At 59.6% G+C, this 13,115-nt stretch carries 12 protein-coding genes; 6 read left to right on the top strand and 6 right to left on the bottom strand.

Annotation, left to right across the window (positions count from 1 at the left end; all coding sequences use genetic code 11):
- Nucleotides 1-137 precede the first annotated feature (137 nt).
- Nucleotides 138-1,508, bottom strand: a complete 1,371-nt coding sequence (locus tag NLM32_RS24580; protein ID WP_194475938.1) for a sigma-54 dependent transcriptional regulator — start codon at nt 1,506-1,508, stop codon at nt 138-140.
- Nucleotides 1,509-1,525: 17 nt separating this feature from the next.
- Nucleotides 1,526-3,970: an ATP-binding protein gene (locus tag NLM32_RS24575; protein WP_254131442.1), complete on the bottom strand. Its 2,445-nt coding sequence runs from the start codon at nt 3,968-3,970 to the stop codon at nt 1,526-1,528.
- 196 nt (nt 3,971-4,166) lie between these two features.
- On the opposite strand from NLM32_RS24575, the gene NLM32_RS24570 reads away from it, so the two are divergent.
- From NLM32_RS24570 to NLM32_RS24545, 5 genes are all read left to right on the top strand, one after another.
- Entirely contained in the window at nt 4,167-4,424 is a 258-nt protein-coding gene (locus tag NLM32_RS24570) for an AlpA family transcriptional regulator (RefSeq protein WP_254131441.1), read from the top strand.
- A gap of 1,017 nt (nt 4,425-5,441) precedes the next feature.
- Nucleotides 5,442-5,678 carry a hypothetical protein gene (locus NLM32_RS24560; protein ID WP_375143572.1) on the top strand — a complete coding sequence of 79 codons (237 nt, stop codon included), beginning with the start codon at nt 5,442-5,444 and terminating at the stop codon, nt 5,676-5,678.
- Between the two features lie 105 nt (nt 5,679-5,783).
- Entirely contained in the window at nt 5,784-6,548 is a 765-nt protein-coding gene (locus NLM32_RS24555) for a hypothetical protein (RefSeq protein WP_254131438.1), read from the top strand.
- Nucleotides 6,549-6,588: 40 nt separating this feature from the next.
- Entirely contained in the window at nt 6,589-7,131 is a 543-nt protein-coding gene (locus tag NLM32_RS24550; protein ID WP_254131437.1) for a hypothetical protein, read from the top strand.
- A gap of 1 nt (nt 7,132) precedes the next feature.
- Nucleotides 7,133-7,681, top strand: coding sequence for a HEPN domain-containing protein (locus NLM32_RS24545; protein WP_254131436.1), 549 nt, complete (start codon nt 7,133-7,135; stop codon nt 7,679-7,681).
- 82 nt (nt 7,682-7,763) lie between these two features.
- Here NLM32_RS24545 and NLM32_RS24540 read toward each other — a convergent pair whose 3' ends face one another.
- A complete protein-coding gene (locus NLM32_RS24540) occupies nt 7,764-7,976 on the bottom strand; it encodes a hypothetical protein (RefSeq protein ID WP_254131435.1) in 213 nt (70 codons plus the stop codon).
- 107 nt (nt 7,977-8,083) lie between these two features.
- Here NLM32_RS24540 and NLM32_RS24535 point away from each other — a divergent pair, with 107 nt between their 5' ends.
- Nucleotides 8,084-9,277: an alpha/beta fold hydrolase gene (locus tag NLM32_RS24535; RefSeq protein WP_375143571.1), complete on the top strand. Its 1,194-nt coding sequence runs from the start codon at nt 8,084-8,086 to the stop codon at nt 9,275-9,277.
- Nucleotides 9,278-9,454: 177 nt separating this feature from the next.
- On the opposite strand, the gene NLM32_RS24530 is transcribed toward NLM32_RS24535, so the two are convergent.
- The 3 genes from NLM32_RS24530 to NLM32_RS24520 all read right to left on the bottom strand — a co-directional run bounded on the left by NLM32_RS24530 (nt 9,455) and on the right by NLM32_RS24520 (nt 13,109).
- Complete coding sequence (locus NLM32_RS24530; protein WP_254131433.1) at nt 9,455-11,323, bottom strand: recombinase family protein; 1,869 nt, start codon at nt 11,321-11,323, stop codon at nt 9,455-9,457.
- A gap of 314 nt (nt 11,324-11,637) precedes the next feature.
- Nucleotides 11,638-12,264 carry a hypothetical protein gene (locus tag NLM32_RS24525; RefSeq protein WP_254131432.1) on the bottom strand — a complete coding sequence of 209 codons (627 nt, stop codon included), beginning with the start codon at nt 12,262-12,264 and terminating at the stop codon, nt 11,638-11,640.
- Between the two features lie 188 nt (nt 12,265-12,452).
- On the bottom strand, nt 12,453-13,109 hold the full coding sequence (locus tag NLM32_RS24520) for a hypothetical protein (protein WP_254131431.1): 657 nt from the start codon (nt 13,107-13,109) through the stop codon (nt 12,453-12,455).
- Between the last annotated feature and the right edge of the window lie 6 nt (nt 13,110-13,115).

Raw genomic sequence — 13,115 nt, 5'->3', positions numbered from 1 at the left:
CTCGGAGGAACAGCCCCTTGATTAGAGGACAGGTCGGCTTATTAGGCAAGCCGCTTGACGCGGCAGGGCCCGTCCATTTTCTCCGAAAAACTACGGAAATAGATGATTTTTCTCGCTTATCCCCGGGGCGTCCGGCGTCAGCCGACGCCGAGCGCTTTCAACTTCCGGTGCAACGCCGAACGTTCCATGCCAACAAACTCGGCCGTACGAGAAATATTTCCTGAAAAACGACTGATCTGGGCAATCAAATAGTCGCGCTCGAACACTTCGCGGGCCTCGCGGAGCGGCAGGCCCATGATGTGCTCGCCGTTGTTGCTGGTCGGCATCGCGGGCACCATCGAGCCAACGTCCTGCGGGAGCATATCGGCGGTGATGATCACCTCCGGTCCGCCAGCGGCCAGAATCATGACTCTTTCAACATTGTTGCGGAGCTGGCGCACATTGCCCGGCCAGACATGCGATTGCAGCACCGCCATCGCATCCTGCCCGATCTGCCGTTTGGGCAGGCCGCTGCCGGCCGAGATCTGCTCCATGAAATAGTCGATCAGCTCCGGAATGTCCTCGCGCCGCTCAGAGAGCGCGGGCACGCGGATCGGCACCACCGAGAGCCGATGATAGAGGTCCTCGCGGAAATGGCCGGCGGCGATCTCCTCTTCGAGATTGCGCGCGGTCGAGGAGATGATGCGGACGTCGACCTGCACCTTGGCGGTGCCGCCCACGCGCTGGAACGACTGCTCGACCAGCACGCGCAAGATCTTGTTCTGGGTCTCGCGCGGCATGTCCGCAATCTCGTCGATGAACAGCGTGCCGCCATGGGCCTCTTCGAGCGCGCCCGGCTTGCGCGGCTGCTCGCCGTTGGACTGCTCGACGCCGAACAGCTCGTGCTCCATGCGCTCGGGCGTGATCGCGGCGGCGTTGATGACGACGAAGGGGCCATCGGCGCGGCCCGAGGCCGTATGCAGCGTGCGCGCGGTCAGCTCCTTGCCGGCGCCGGCGGGGCCGACGATCAGGATGCGGCTGTTGGCCTTCGCGGCGCGCTCGATGGTCTGGCGCAGCTGGTTCATGCTGGGCGAGCGGCCGACGAGCTGGCTGGCGCTCGGTGCGAGCTGCTTCAGCTCCTTGACCTCGCGCTTGAGCCGCGAGTTTTCCAGCGCACGGTTGGCGACCAGGATCAGGCGATCGGCCTTGAACGGCTTCTCGATGAAATCATAGGCGCCGCGCTTGATCGCGGCGACCGCAGTCTCGATGTTGCCGTGGCCGGAGATCATCACGACCGGCAGATCGGCATTGTCCTTCTTGACCTGCTCCAGCAACTGCAGGCCGTCGAGCTTGGAGCCCTGCAGCCAGATGTCGAGGAATACGAGGTGCGGCCGGCGATTGGCGATTTCGGCCAAAGCCGAGTCGCTGTCGCGCGCGGTGCGGGTGACGAATCCCTCGTCCTCGAGGATGCCCGCAACGAGATCCCGAATATCGGCCTCATCATCGACAATCAGAATTTCACTTGCCATGGGTCGCGCCTGTCTTGTCAGCTGCCTGTTGAGGCTTCGATTTTCGGTGAATCATTGGTCTTTTCAGCCGGCCCTTTGGTTTCGGCCGCCGGCTCTTTTGTTTCCTGCGCCGCGACGGAATCCGCAGCCGTTTCCTTAATGTCCGCCGTGGCTCCGGCCTTTGCCGTCGCCTCGGCCGGGTCCTTCGCCGGTTCTTTGACGGCCGGCGCCTGCACGGCTCCCTCGGCCTTCTTGGCTTCGCCGGAGATCGCAAAGCGCATCCGCATCCAGGCACCGCGCTGGCCTTCGCGGAAGTCGGAGGCGTCCTTCAGCTCAATGCGGCCGCCATGGTCTTCCAGCACGCGGCCGACGATGGCAAGGCCAAGGCCGGTGCCCTTGGCGCGCGTCGTCACATAGGGCTCGAGCAACCGCGAGCGCGCGACCTTGGGCAGGCCGATGCCGTTGTCGATCACGTCGATCAGCACGTCCTCGCCCTCGCGCGACACCACGACGTCGATGCGGCCCTTGCCGCCGTCCTTGCCGAGCTCCTCCGGCGGGACCTGCTCGATCGCCTCGGTCGCGTTCTTGACGATGTTGGTGACCGCCTGCGAGATCAGCCGGCGGTCGAACTGGGCGCGCAGCGGATCGTCCTTGAACTCGGCCTCGATATCGAGCTCGGGATGGGCGACCTTCATCAGGAAGACCGCCTGCCGCACGGTGTCGGCGACGTCCTCACCTTCCATCACGGGCTTCGGCATCCGCGCAAAGCGCGAGAACTCGTCGACCATGCGGCGGATGTCGTCGACCTGGCGCACGATAGTGTCGGTGCACTGGTCGAAGATCTGCTTGTCCTTGGCTTCGGTGATGTCCTTGCCGAACTTGCGGCGGATGCGCTCGGCGGAGAGCTGGATCGGCGTCAGCGGGTTCTTGATCTCGTGGGCGATGCGGCGCGCGACATCGCCCCAGGCCGAGGTGCGCTGCGCCGAGACCAGCTCGGTGATGTCGTCGAGCGTGATGATGTAGCTGTCGTGCGGCTGGTTCTTCTCGGCGCTGACGCGCACCGAAAGGTTTCGCTCGGTGCCGTCGCGCGTGATGGTGATCTGGCCCTGCACCAGGCGCTGGGTCCCTTCCCGCGACGTCTTCATCATCTCGTCGAGCTCGGGCAGCACGTCGGAGAGCGGATGGCCGAGTGTTTCGGCCTCGGAATGACCGATCAACTTCTCGGCGGAGCGGTTGAGAATGCCGACGCTGCCCGAGGTGTCCACGCCGATGATGCCGGCACTCGCCGAGGACAGCACGGCTTCGATGAAGCGGCGGCGGCTGTCGATGAGGTCGCTGGCATTGACGAGCTCGTCGCGCTGGCTGCGCAGTTCCTGCGTCATCTTGTTGAAGGTCTCGCCGAGCTGGGCGAGATCGCCCTCCGATTGATGCACGGGCACCTTCACATGGAGATCGCCGGTCGAAACCGTGTGGGCCGCGTTCATCAGCCGCCGGATCGGCGCCACCAGCGAGTTGGCGAAGTTGAGGCCGATCAGCACCGAGGCCATCAGAATGGTCAGCGCGATCACCGCGAACATCAGCGCGAACGCCACCTGGATGCCGAGCCGGCGCGACTCGATCTGGGCGTATTCGGCGACGCTGATCTCGGTCTGCTTGAGCTGACTGACGACCTTCGGATCGAGCGGGCGGGCGACGTACAGGAACGTGTCGCTGAAGGCGCGCAGGCGGATCACCGCGGCGACATAGCTCGCATCCGGCAGCACCGCGATCTCGGGCTCATTCTCGTTGACGTTGCTGAGGAAGTCCGGCGCCGGCGGCGAATAGGCCAGCCGCATGCCGGTGTCGGCGGACTCCAGGATATTGGTGTTCTTGTCGATGATCATCGCGCCCGGCAGGTTGCGGGAGCCGGCGCTGGCGGTCAGCAGCTCGCGGAACGACCGCCGATCCTGGTCGTACAGCGGCCTTGCATGGGCGATGTCATTGGCCATGCCGAGAATGTCGCCGCGGATCAATTGCGCATGGTCCTGCATATAGGCCCGCGCGATATCCAGCGAGTTCTGGATGACTTCCTTGGTCGGCCCCGAGAACAGCCGGTCGAGGCCGCGTTCGAGGGTGACGTTGGCGACGACGGAAACGAGCACCGCCGGCAGGACCGCGACGATCGAGAACAGGCTGACGATCTGGACATGCAGGCGCGCCGCCGCCCGGCCCCGCCGCCGCGCCAGGATCAGCTGCCAAAGCTCGCGCACGATGATGCCGACCAGCAGCAGGATCGTGCCCGCATTGATCAGGTAGAACGACCGGACCACCTCCGGCGTCGGATCGATCCTGGTGAGGCCGGTCAGGACGAGGAAGGTCAGGAGGCCCGACAACAGCGCCAGCGCCACCGCAAACGGGACCAGCCAGCGTCGCACCGACCAACGCCGGGGCTCTTCCGCTGGGGCCGTGTCAAAGGATGCGGCCGAGGTATCTGCGCTGGTCATTCCGGCAATGGGGTGCTGAAAACGGGTCCGCTACGAGCGGCTACTGATGTATTCGTACCACATTGTTGCCGAGACACTACAGTGTCAAATAGCCACGTGATCTCAGCGACTTACCAATTTCAACTTCTTCTTTTGGCCACGATTTACCAAAGCAGCGAGTCTGGGATTCGATGACGAAAGTTTTGCCAGAGGCCCAATGCCCAAGCTCATAAGATTCCGTGAGCTACGAGAATACGGCGTTTCCCTCAGCCGTCGCCAGATTGATCGGCTCGAAGCTGACGGCAAGTTCCCCAAGCGCGTCCCCCTCACCTCTTGGTCCGTGGCGTGGGTAACGGCCGAGATCGAGGCATGGGTGAATAGCCGGATTGACGCGCGGGAGACCGGACTCGGCAAGCTGGGCGCATCCACCGGAAAGCGCCCCTTTGGCCGATTTCGTAATGCGAAGGACACCTAGCGAGAAGGGTTCCGGGTATTGTCCGTATCTGACCAAAATAATCCCAAGTTGAATTTTCGGTGTTCCGATCTCCAAAGTTAACGTTTGTGGAGGAAACGCCCCCCCCCCCGCCTGCTAGTTATCATTCATCACAGAACGGACCGTGGCTTTTATCTGTGATGAGAACGCCGATAGCGCTCCCGCCTTCCTCTCAGGGAAAGGAGCGCGCCATGTTTAAACGGCGACGTTTCAAACAACAGCTTACGCTTCAAGATCGTCTCGCAGCTTGGTCTAAGCAGGTCCAAGACGAGGCCGCGAAGCTCCCCCCTGGTCCCGAGCGCGACGCACTGATCAAGAAGGCGCGACAGGCCGACGTGGCGAACCACCTGGACGATTGGGCGAGGTCCCCTGGGCTTCAACCGCCAAGATGATTCCGGCTGTCCCTCAGAAGGAGTATTCGCTGGTCTCGCTTGATCTAGCGAGCGACGAAACTGCGATCCAGCTTGCGGAAAAGATCGCCGCAGAGACGGGTTGTGCTGTGACAGTGCTCGATGCGGACAGGAATATCATAATCACCGTCACCGCGCCGACGAGGAACTGACACCCGTAAATTTCCCAGTGCGCCCGCCTCAGTTGGCAGCAACCCCTAGGAACGACTCTCTATCGGAGAGGTTGGCAAATCGGTCTGTGGCGCGACACCTAGCCCCCCGAGTTCGCGCCATCCACCCGGAACGGCCTGTCGTCTAACGCGCGTATGGCGACGGGCCGGTTCTCGTTGGCATCCCGTTAATTGACACAAAAGCTTGGCACAACTTGTGCTAGGTGACCCTTACCGGAGCTTTGCGCTACACCGACGCGGGCTGGAAAGCCGCCGCCCGCGAGACATTGTTCATTCTCCACACCCACGACCGGCAGTAGCGCGGCGCCGTTCCGACCCACCTTGAATCGACAATTTGACGCGGAGCCAACCCCGGCATTCTTGGCGGGATGCCTCGCCCGATCAGACGCGTCACCTCTACCCTTCCCGATGGCCGCCCGGTGAAGATCACCTTCGGCGAGATGCGCGAGATGAGCATCCGGGGTGTCCTGATCTATTGCTGCTGCGGGCACCACATCGCCTTGAGCGCGGATCGCTGGCCTGATGAGGTCCGGCTGTCCGATGTCGAGCCGCGCTTGATCTGCACTGCCTGCGGCAGGCGCTGCCCTGACGTCCGGCCGGACTTCGATCTAGGCAAGCCGTCCGCTGCGGGAATGGGATACCGCAACACAAGATGACCGAGCGCGGGGGCCGTCTCGCCCTTTAGGGTTCTCAACTGGATTCCATCTCCCCCTAGTTGAAACCGGGTTCCGTAGTCCGCAGAATTCGGCCGGAGGGGAATAATGGCGGTCAAGAAGAAAGCCAGTAGCCTATCGCACGACGCCCTGATCGGCGTTGTTGGCTGCGTTCTCGGTCTCGGCGGAACGGCGTTCGACCCGGGTTGGGTCGGTCGTGGTCTGCTGGTCCTGGCGGCGTCGCTGCTGATCGCCTACGCCGCGTGGAGACACGGCGCCCGCCCTCTATGGCGAAGCGCGGCTGCCGTCGTTCTGATCACGCTATTTGTCGGGCTGTCGTGGAAGCCGATATGGCTGGACTTCCACAAGAACTACCGCAACGTCGCTTTCCGCTGGCCTATAACCTTCTCAGAGCCGCCGCTGCTTACGGAGCCGTCAGACATGCCTCCGCTTGACTTGCCGGGGGCGCCGCTTTCGAAATGGGGCAAGGTTCTCTATCTCTGCCCGCTGCCTCCGCAGGTTGACCCCGCTGAGCGAACTGCCGCTAAAGAGGCGTTGCGCAGAAATGCGGACATCTATGGCAACGCGCTCGGCATCTCGATCGTCTTCAACGACATTCCCTACGGGATCAGATTTGACGTCACCCCAGCGCAAGCAGAGGGGCAAGCGAGAATGGGCATGGCTCAACGACTCACGTTCCAACTTGAAATAGCCAGCAAAGGTCTCTTCGTTACTGTGACAACGAATATGCTGGGCGGGATGGGAATACTCGAAGCAGTGGGAATTGACCGGGATTCGGACATCGAGAAGCTCTTCAAGCAACAAGTCGAGCTGGTGGTGGGCGCCAAGGAAGGCACCTGCCGCCTGCTCTAATAGTTGAGCAACGCGCCGCGACGAGAAGGACGCCATCCAAATGAAGACCGCTGACTGGGCTCTGGTGATCAGTCTCTTCTCGCTGGTCGTCTCGGCCGCCAGCTTCGTCTGGAACGTCTGGTCGAAGTTCATCTATCCGAAGCCGGGGGTCCGTGTTTCGTTCAAGATGGTTCAATTCATCAGCGAGAACTCGGACGACGTCCCTGAGGTATTGCGATTAGGCGCCACCAACATGGGACCGGGTGAAGTCATCTTGGACAAGGCGTTGGGAAACTTCATTGGTTATTTCGGCCAAACCACGCGCTACTTGCTACTCTCAACGCTATGGGACTACCCCACTCACATGGACTTGACGCTCGGCCGGCTTGGCGCTGGCTTTCCCGTCAAGTTGGCTGTTGGTGAATCCTTCAGCGCGTATCTTGTCCCTGCCCACGAAAGGCTGGCCAAGGGCGACTACCAGCGGATTGGATTCACTGACTCGTTCGGTCGGGACCACTGGGCGCCGCGAAAAGACATTCTGGAAGCGCTCCCATACATCCGGGAGGCATGCGAGAAGGCAAACATCGATTGGCGAGTAACATAGGATGTCACGCCCTATCGACATCAAGCCCGGATACTCGGCAACCGCGCGCGCGATGACGGTCCCCGCCAATTTCTATTCGCTGGCCGAAGAATATCTCGAAGCGGCGCTCGCTCTGTATGAAGCCCCGCCTGCCGCTCCAACCGGCATCGTCATGAGGGTTTGGACCGGGTTGCCGTCTCCACAGCCGCTCAAAGGCACCCGGGCTCCGCTGCCAATGTTCTTTTGCTTCGCACAATCTGCGGAGCTTTTCATGAAAAGCTTTCTATTAGCCAAGGGAATCACAAGTTGTCCGGGTTGGAACAAGCACCATCTCGCGCCTCTCCTCAACGCCGCAGCTCAAGCAGGACTGAGCTTTGATGAAGCAGCACGCGAGATCATTGTCGATCTCTGCGATGGCAGCCGTGATAACCAGCGACGATTCCAGAAAAACACAGCTCCGATTGTCTTGCCGCCCGTCGATCGAACGATCACGGCAATCCAGACGCTGCGAGACCAAGTCTATCCCGTTGTGCGCGCGCTTATGAATGTCCGCGAAGCGGGCTGCCCCTGAGCGGCAAGCGCCGGAACCGAAGGCCCCCATGGACTTGGCCTGGGGAATGGCTTTCCTCGCTTGGCAGATGTCAGACGGGCGATCAGGACAAGGCGAAGGAATAGCGCCGCGCCTGCACGATGCCCGCATGACGCTGCACCAGCGCCACGGGTCGGGTTGCCCCCTCGGTGACCGGCACCGGCGCGCCTTCTGCGCCGAGCGTGAAGCGCTCCACGATGGCCCCCGGAATCTCGATGCAAACCGGGATTGGCGGATGAGTGACAGCGACCCGATCGTCACAGGGGCGCGCGGCCAAGGCGGGCTCAAAAGGCCCTTCGACCTCGGCCTATCAGAAGCTGATGCGCGTTGTCCTTGCTATGTTAGGATGCGACGGCATCCTAGTGTTTTCCTTGGAGATGGAGCATGCAACCTTCACCGCCGCAACCTAGAACACATTTATCAGTCGTGCTCGTCCACGGGACATGGGGTCGCGGCGTCTTTTATAAGACACCTACCGCATCCTGGTGCCGCCCTGATTCACAGTTTGTCGACCAACTATTGGGAGAATTTGAGGAGTGCATCCCAGATGTGGCGGTCAGCGTCAGGTCGTTTGCGTGGTGCGGAAGCAACTCGATCTTCCGTCGAGCCCAAGCTGCGGGCGAACTGAAAGCCGAACTAGAAACGACAGCACCGGGAGAACCAATTCTCATTATTGGGCACAGCCACGGTGGAAATGTGGTGCTGCAAGCGACCTCCGGTCTTCCGCATACCGCGAATATGTACGTTTGTACGCTCGCAACACCGTTTCTCCGTCTTTTCGAGTCGGAGCGGCGGTTCGCCGGCGCGCGGATGATCTTAACGCTCGTCAGCGTCGCGTTCTGTATGTTCGGCGGCGGGTTTTTGGGTGTGACGTTCCATGGGGGGCGGTTCGTAGTGGCTGGAATTTGCCTCGTCTGCTTCATACTTGGGTGGCGCGGCGGAGATCTGCTTTTTAAACTTTTGATCAACCCGCTTCCTAAAACGAGGACCCCCACGGCGTGGCAATTGAGGTCGCGCCTATTGTGCGAAGCGACCGTGTCCGATGCAAGATCGCTGAAAGATCGTCTTCTAATTTTGAGAGGAATCGACGACGAGGCGGCGCTCAGTCTTGCAGCGGGCGCGTTAGCCAATAGGCTTTTGCGCGTCATTTATGGTTCTGTCGTAAAGGTATGGGGCGCAGCATTCATCCCGAAATCGGACAAATGGTACTGGGTACTTTTCTTGCCGGTTATGGTCAGTGCTCCCATAAGTTTTGTTGTAGCTGGCTCCCTATTGCTGTTTGGCCCCGTCGCGGCGATGATCTTATACGCAGCCATGTTTGTTGTGCCCGTGGTCGCAATTTTTCTGGTTCCGCTGACGCGAACGGTATTCGGCAGAGAACTCGCCGTAGGCTCGATGAGCTGTGATGCTTTCTTCGATTCAGTTCCAGATTCTGATCAGGCTGCAATCATAACGCTCAGCCTCAGGAAGGACTCGACCCTTTCTCACTCTCTATATGATCATCCGCGCGCCGCCGCGACGATAGCGAGTTGGATGGCTGATCAATTCAGCCGCAAAGTGGCAGTCTACAGGAGCTGACGGTATCCGCAGAGAAGCCGGCCAAGCAGCCGCTTCGCCTGCGTCGCGGCCCATCCGCCCTCGCCGTGCGCCCGGCCATGTGCTCGGACTTAGCCTAGGTCTGCTTGCTGCCGAGGAGCGGACGCGAAGGCGACCTGCCAATACGGGCGCTCTGGGCCATTAGCCGACCCTAACTTATTAGGCTCCTGGCAAGCCATGTCGCATTGGCCAGCCATCTAGCCGAACCAGTCCGGCCAAACGGTACGCGCGCGAAATCGAGCCGAAATGATGGATCACCGTCGTCGCTGCGGGCAGATTGGGGTCATCATCGATGAGGGCGATTGTTATCTTTCCCGCTCGTCGCGCTAGTGCTCTCAAGCCTCGGAGTACATCTTCGGATCGATAGCGTAGGACAGATGTCCGCTTGGAGTCCTGCCACTGTCGCCTGATAAGACTGCCTTCTTTCCTTCGCTTGCAGCCCGCCAGCGTGAGTTCTGAGTGGCTGCGGCTTGGGAGCTTCGCTAATTTCCTCGCCTTCGCAAGCGAACCGAAGCGTTTGGCATAGTATCCACTTTTCGGTGTGCTTCCGTTCCGGTCAATCAGGTTAGCCGATGTATACCCAAATTGCCTCTCTAGTTGGCGTAGAGTACGGAGAAGACGCGCATCGGTCCAGCGAACGCCGTGGTAGTATTCATCACAACCAGCCTTCTTCCGCCGCTCCCAGCTCCGCTTTTGCACTTCGCTGTGAGGGACGACCGGCAGCCCAGCTTCCTGGAGTGCGTTGGCTAAAGAACCGAAGTGTCGCCGTATGAAGTTGTTCGATGGAAGGCAGTCGCATCTGTTAATCAGCCTGTTCGTGATGTACCCCCGGGCAGCGTGCAGCTTTTTCAATCCTGTCAATATTTCCTTCTTACTCCAATGCCTTCCATTATTGCCAAATGGAGATACGGGGGGTGGAAAATATCCGACCGCTTCGTATGCGGCATAGAGCGAACCGAAGTGAGCGGCTACTGTGTCCGCCGATGGGGTGTCTTTGGCATTCTCGATTAGCTTTTGCTTCAGATACCCTTCTCGGGCCAGCAGCTTCTGCAAGGCGGCCTTGATTGCTTCCCTGTCCCAAAATCTCTTCTGCGCTAGGCGCTCCTGTGCACCGTTGTACAAAGCAAGTGGAACGATAGGTTCAAAAGCAGCAAACCGGGTCCATGCATTTTCGGGATTATTTATTACCGGGGTCTGCAGCCTATGAACCGTCCGATTGTACGTCATTCGACCGATGCACAGCTCGCTCGAAAGGATTCTGCGAACAATTGCCGGCGTGAGAAGGTTATTCGCGAGTCCTCTTATACCTTCGCCAGCAAGAACTCGTGCGATCCCCGCGATTGTTAAATCTTTCTGTACATACATTCGGAAAATGCGCCTTATTACTTCCAGTTCTTCAGGCGGGCCAGGAACGACAATGATCTTATCGTTACTCAAGGCCTTTCGTTCCCCGTCTTTCAGTATCTGCTTGGGATTGCGTCCCGCATCGACGAGCACCCGTCGAAAGCCGTAGAGCACGCGAGCGCCCTGGCGAAAACCCAACGCAGCTTGCTGGCGCTTTGCGCGCGCCAATTTGCCTGAGAGTTCACGGCTATATTCGCCGGCCATCACGCGCTTTAGATGCTTCACGATGGTCGTTACAGGGGCGACATCATCGCCGAAAGGCTCTGCGCAGTAGACCACTCTGACCCCTGCTTGGCGGCACAAAAATTCATAGTGCGCAGCCTGATCAGGGTTTTGAAAGCGTCCCCATCTACTCACGTCAAGAACAAGGATGGTGTCGAACACTCTTTTTGAGCTTAGAGCGTCGCTGAGGAGTTCCCTGAGGGCATCCCTTCCTTTCAAGGACAGCCCGCTCTTCCCCGCGTCAATGTAGGAGGCAACTATTTTGTACCCGTGCTGCTGTGCGTACTCGGCAATCGCATTCTCTTGATTTTCGGTCGAGTAACGCTGATTTTCCGACGACATTCGGAGGTATTGTACGGCTTGGGTGGGCTCTTTGGCTCGTGGGTCGGGATGGTAGGACATTACAATTGCCCTCCGCGAACTGTCGCCTCAGCAGGTCGGCTCAGGGTCGCTATCAATCCTCCCTTATACCAGCACTCGCGCTAGAGTAGGACGGTCCAGATCGCTCCTTAGTTTGCTTTGGGTCACAAACGGCCCCAATGGCGAGCAGCGACCGATGACCGCTCTGTTGCAAGCCGATGTCGCGCTCTTCGCCGATATGAACGCGTTGAACCAAGCGCTGCTCTAGCTCCAGACCGATCCATTGCAGACACGGATCGGCGTGATCAACGGCGAGACGGGCGTATGAGCGTGACGCTCGGCGCCCCAAGTCCAGTTCAATCTGCGGATTTGGTCGCTGGCTGAGCAGAGCAATTGTTCTCCTTGGTCCAATCACGCCAACTGTTCCCGACGAGCGTTTGCACCGTCAGATGAAAACACATTTCCTGAATGGCTCGAATGAATTGGGTTCTGGGATTTGTGCTGCTCCGGTACATGCCGAGTCGGATTGGGATGGCTTGGACCTTGTTGAGCGTCGCATCGACCCACTTGTTCATCTCGCGATATGAGCCGCGCGCCTTACGGAGCTTGTTGCAGTCGCCCCTTTGCGACTTGAACGAAATTGGGTGCATGCTGTGCGCGAAGTTGTTTCTGATGCGCCGGATCAGATGGAGTTTTGTGTGGCCCTCCTCAGGGTACAGTCCAAGAAGAAGACCCAAATCGATCCGGGCTGAGAAAGTGGCTAGCGGGCCGTAGCCGTTGAAGACTTTCTTCTCTGTCGCGTCGTGGCGATTGAGTCGAGCCTGGATGGCGTCCAACAGATGCTCCTCTAGAATGGACGTCGCAATGATCGCGGCGCCACGATCTCGCTGCTTGCGAATTTCGTCGATCGCGTGGTCATACCTACCGGCCGGCTTGTCGTTCAAAAACCAGTCGCTGACGGTGTGGACCTGCTGTTGCTTCAACGGTCTCTTCTTTACGGCCCTCATCCGGAAAGTCTCCTGCGCTTGTTTCCGTCACATCATGCCCGCATGCTGCTTCGCCGCCATACACGAACTGACGGAATCCCCAGAGAAGCCGCAGAGAGGCCCGTGCCCGTCGGTGGCCAAGGTGCCCCCCTTTGGACGGCCGGGACCAGCCGCTTTGTGGCCAGTTAGAAACCGCGCCGAGGAGGGAGCCGGCCACCTAAATCAGGCTCGCCCGTCTTTGCTTCTCGCTCCGAAAACTTCCGTTTCTCGTTTCTCGCTTCTTTCCAGGTTTCCGCCGCGTATCGAAACCGACTGTCGGCGTCCGCAATTGCACTCTGTCGTGCTCTCAGCGCGCTTTGCTCCATTTGTCGAGACGATAGATAGCCTGCGAGCAACCCGGCGAGGGCTCCAGCCAATCCAAAAAAATGGAATCCCAACCCGATTAGGATTGCGCCGCATATGCTGGCCCAAACCCACCAGAATTCATTGGCTGACTGCGCAGCCTTCTGGCGATCAGCTGCGTCATCCAAATGTTGCTGCCAAAACTGGCGAAGGGTATCTGCCGCTTCCTGATCTGCTCTGATTAGGTCCCGACGAAGCCCAACGTCGCGCACCGAAAAGTAGAGCTTACGCAGGTTGTGATTGATATTCTCCTCATGGGAGATTTCGTAAATCCGTTCATACGATTCCGGCTCACTACGTAGCTTTTCTGCTGCATCGGCTATGCCTGCCTCAGCTTCTAATTCGGCCAACTCGCGCTGGCGGTCTACTAACCGCTCTCTGATTTCGTCCAGCCTGCCGGAAAGCGCCATGGCTAATTCTCCTATTTTGGGAGAATCCATTGGCTC

The sequence above is a fragment of the Bradyrhizobium sp. CCGUVB14 genome, from assembly GCF_024199935.1.
Lineage (GTDB): Bacteria > Pseudomonadota > Alphaproteobacteria > Rhizobiales > Xanthobacteraceae > Bradyrhizobium.
The sequence above is the reverse complement of the archived record's forward strand: the minus strand, read 5'-3'. Positions and strand labels throughout refer to the sequence as shown.

Bases quoted from the DNA above. Each gene is read 5' to 3' on its own strand.
- NLM32_RS24570 (WP_254131441.1), top strand. From the start codon at position 4,167: ATGCCCAAGCTCATAAGATTCCGTGAGCTACGAGAATACGGCGTTTCC.
- NLM32_RS24520 (WP_254131431.1), bottom strand. From the start codon at position 13,109: ATGGATTCTCCCAAAATAGGAGAATTAGCCATGGCGCTTTCCGGCAGG.
- NLM32_RS24580 (WP_194475938.1), bottom strand. From the start codon at position 1,508: ATGGCAAGTGAAATTCTGATTGTCGATGATGAGGCCGATATTCGGGAT.
- NLM32_RS24535 (WP_375143571.1), top strand. From the start codon at position 8,084: ATGCAACCTTCACCGCCGCAACCTAGAACACATTTATCAGTCGTGCTC.
- NLM32_RS24575 (WP_254131442.1), bottom strand. From the start codon at position 3,970: ATGACCAGCGCAGATACCTCGGCCGCATCCTTTGACACGGCCCCAGCG.
- NLM32_RS24530 (WP_254131433.1), bottom strand. From the start codon at position 11,323: ATGTCCTACCATCCCGACCCACGAGCCAAAGAGCCCACCCAAGCCGTA.
- NLM32_RS24550 (WP_254131437.1), top strand. From the start codon at position 6,589: ATGAAGACCGCTGACTGGGCTCTGGTGATCAGTCTCTTCTCGCTGGTC.
- NLM32_RS24555 (WP_254131438.1), top strand. From the start codon at position 5,784: ATGGCGGTCAAGAAGAAAGCCAGTAGCCTATCGCACGACGCCCTGATC.
- NLM32_RS24545 (WP_254131436.1), top strand. From the start codon at position 7,133: ATGTCACGCCCTATCGACATCAAGCCCGGATACTCGGCAACCGCGCGC.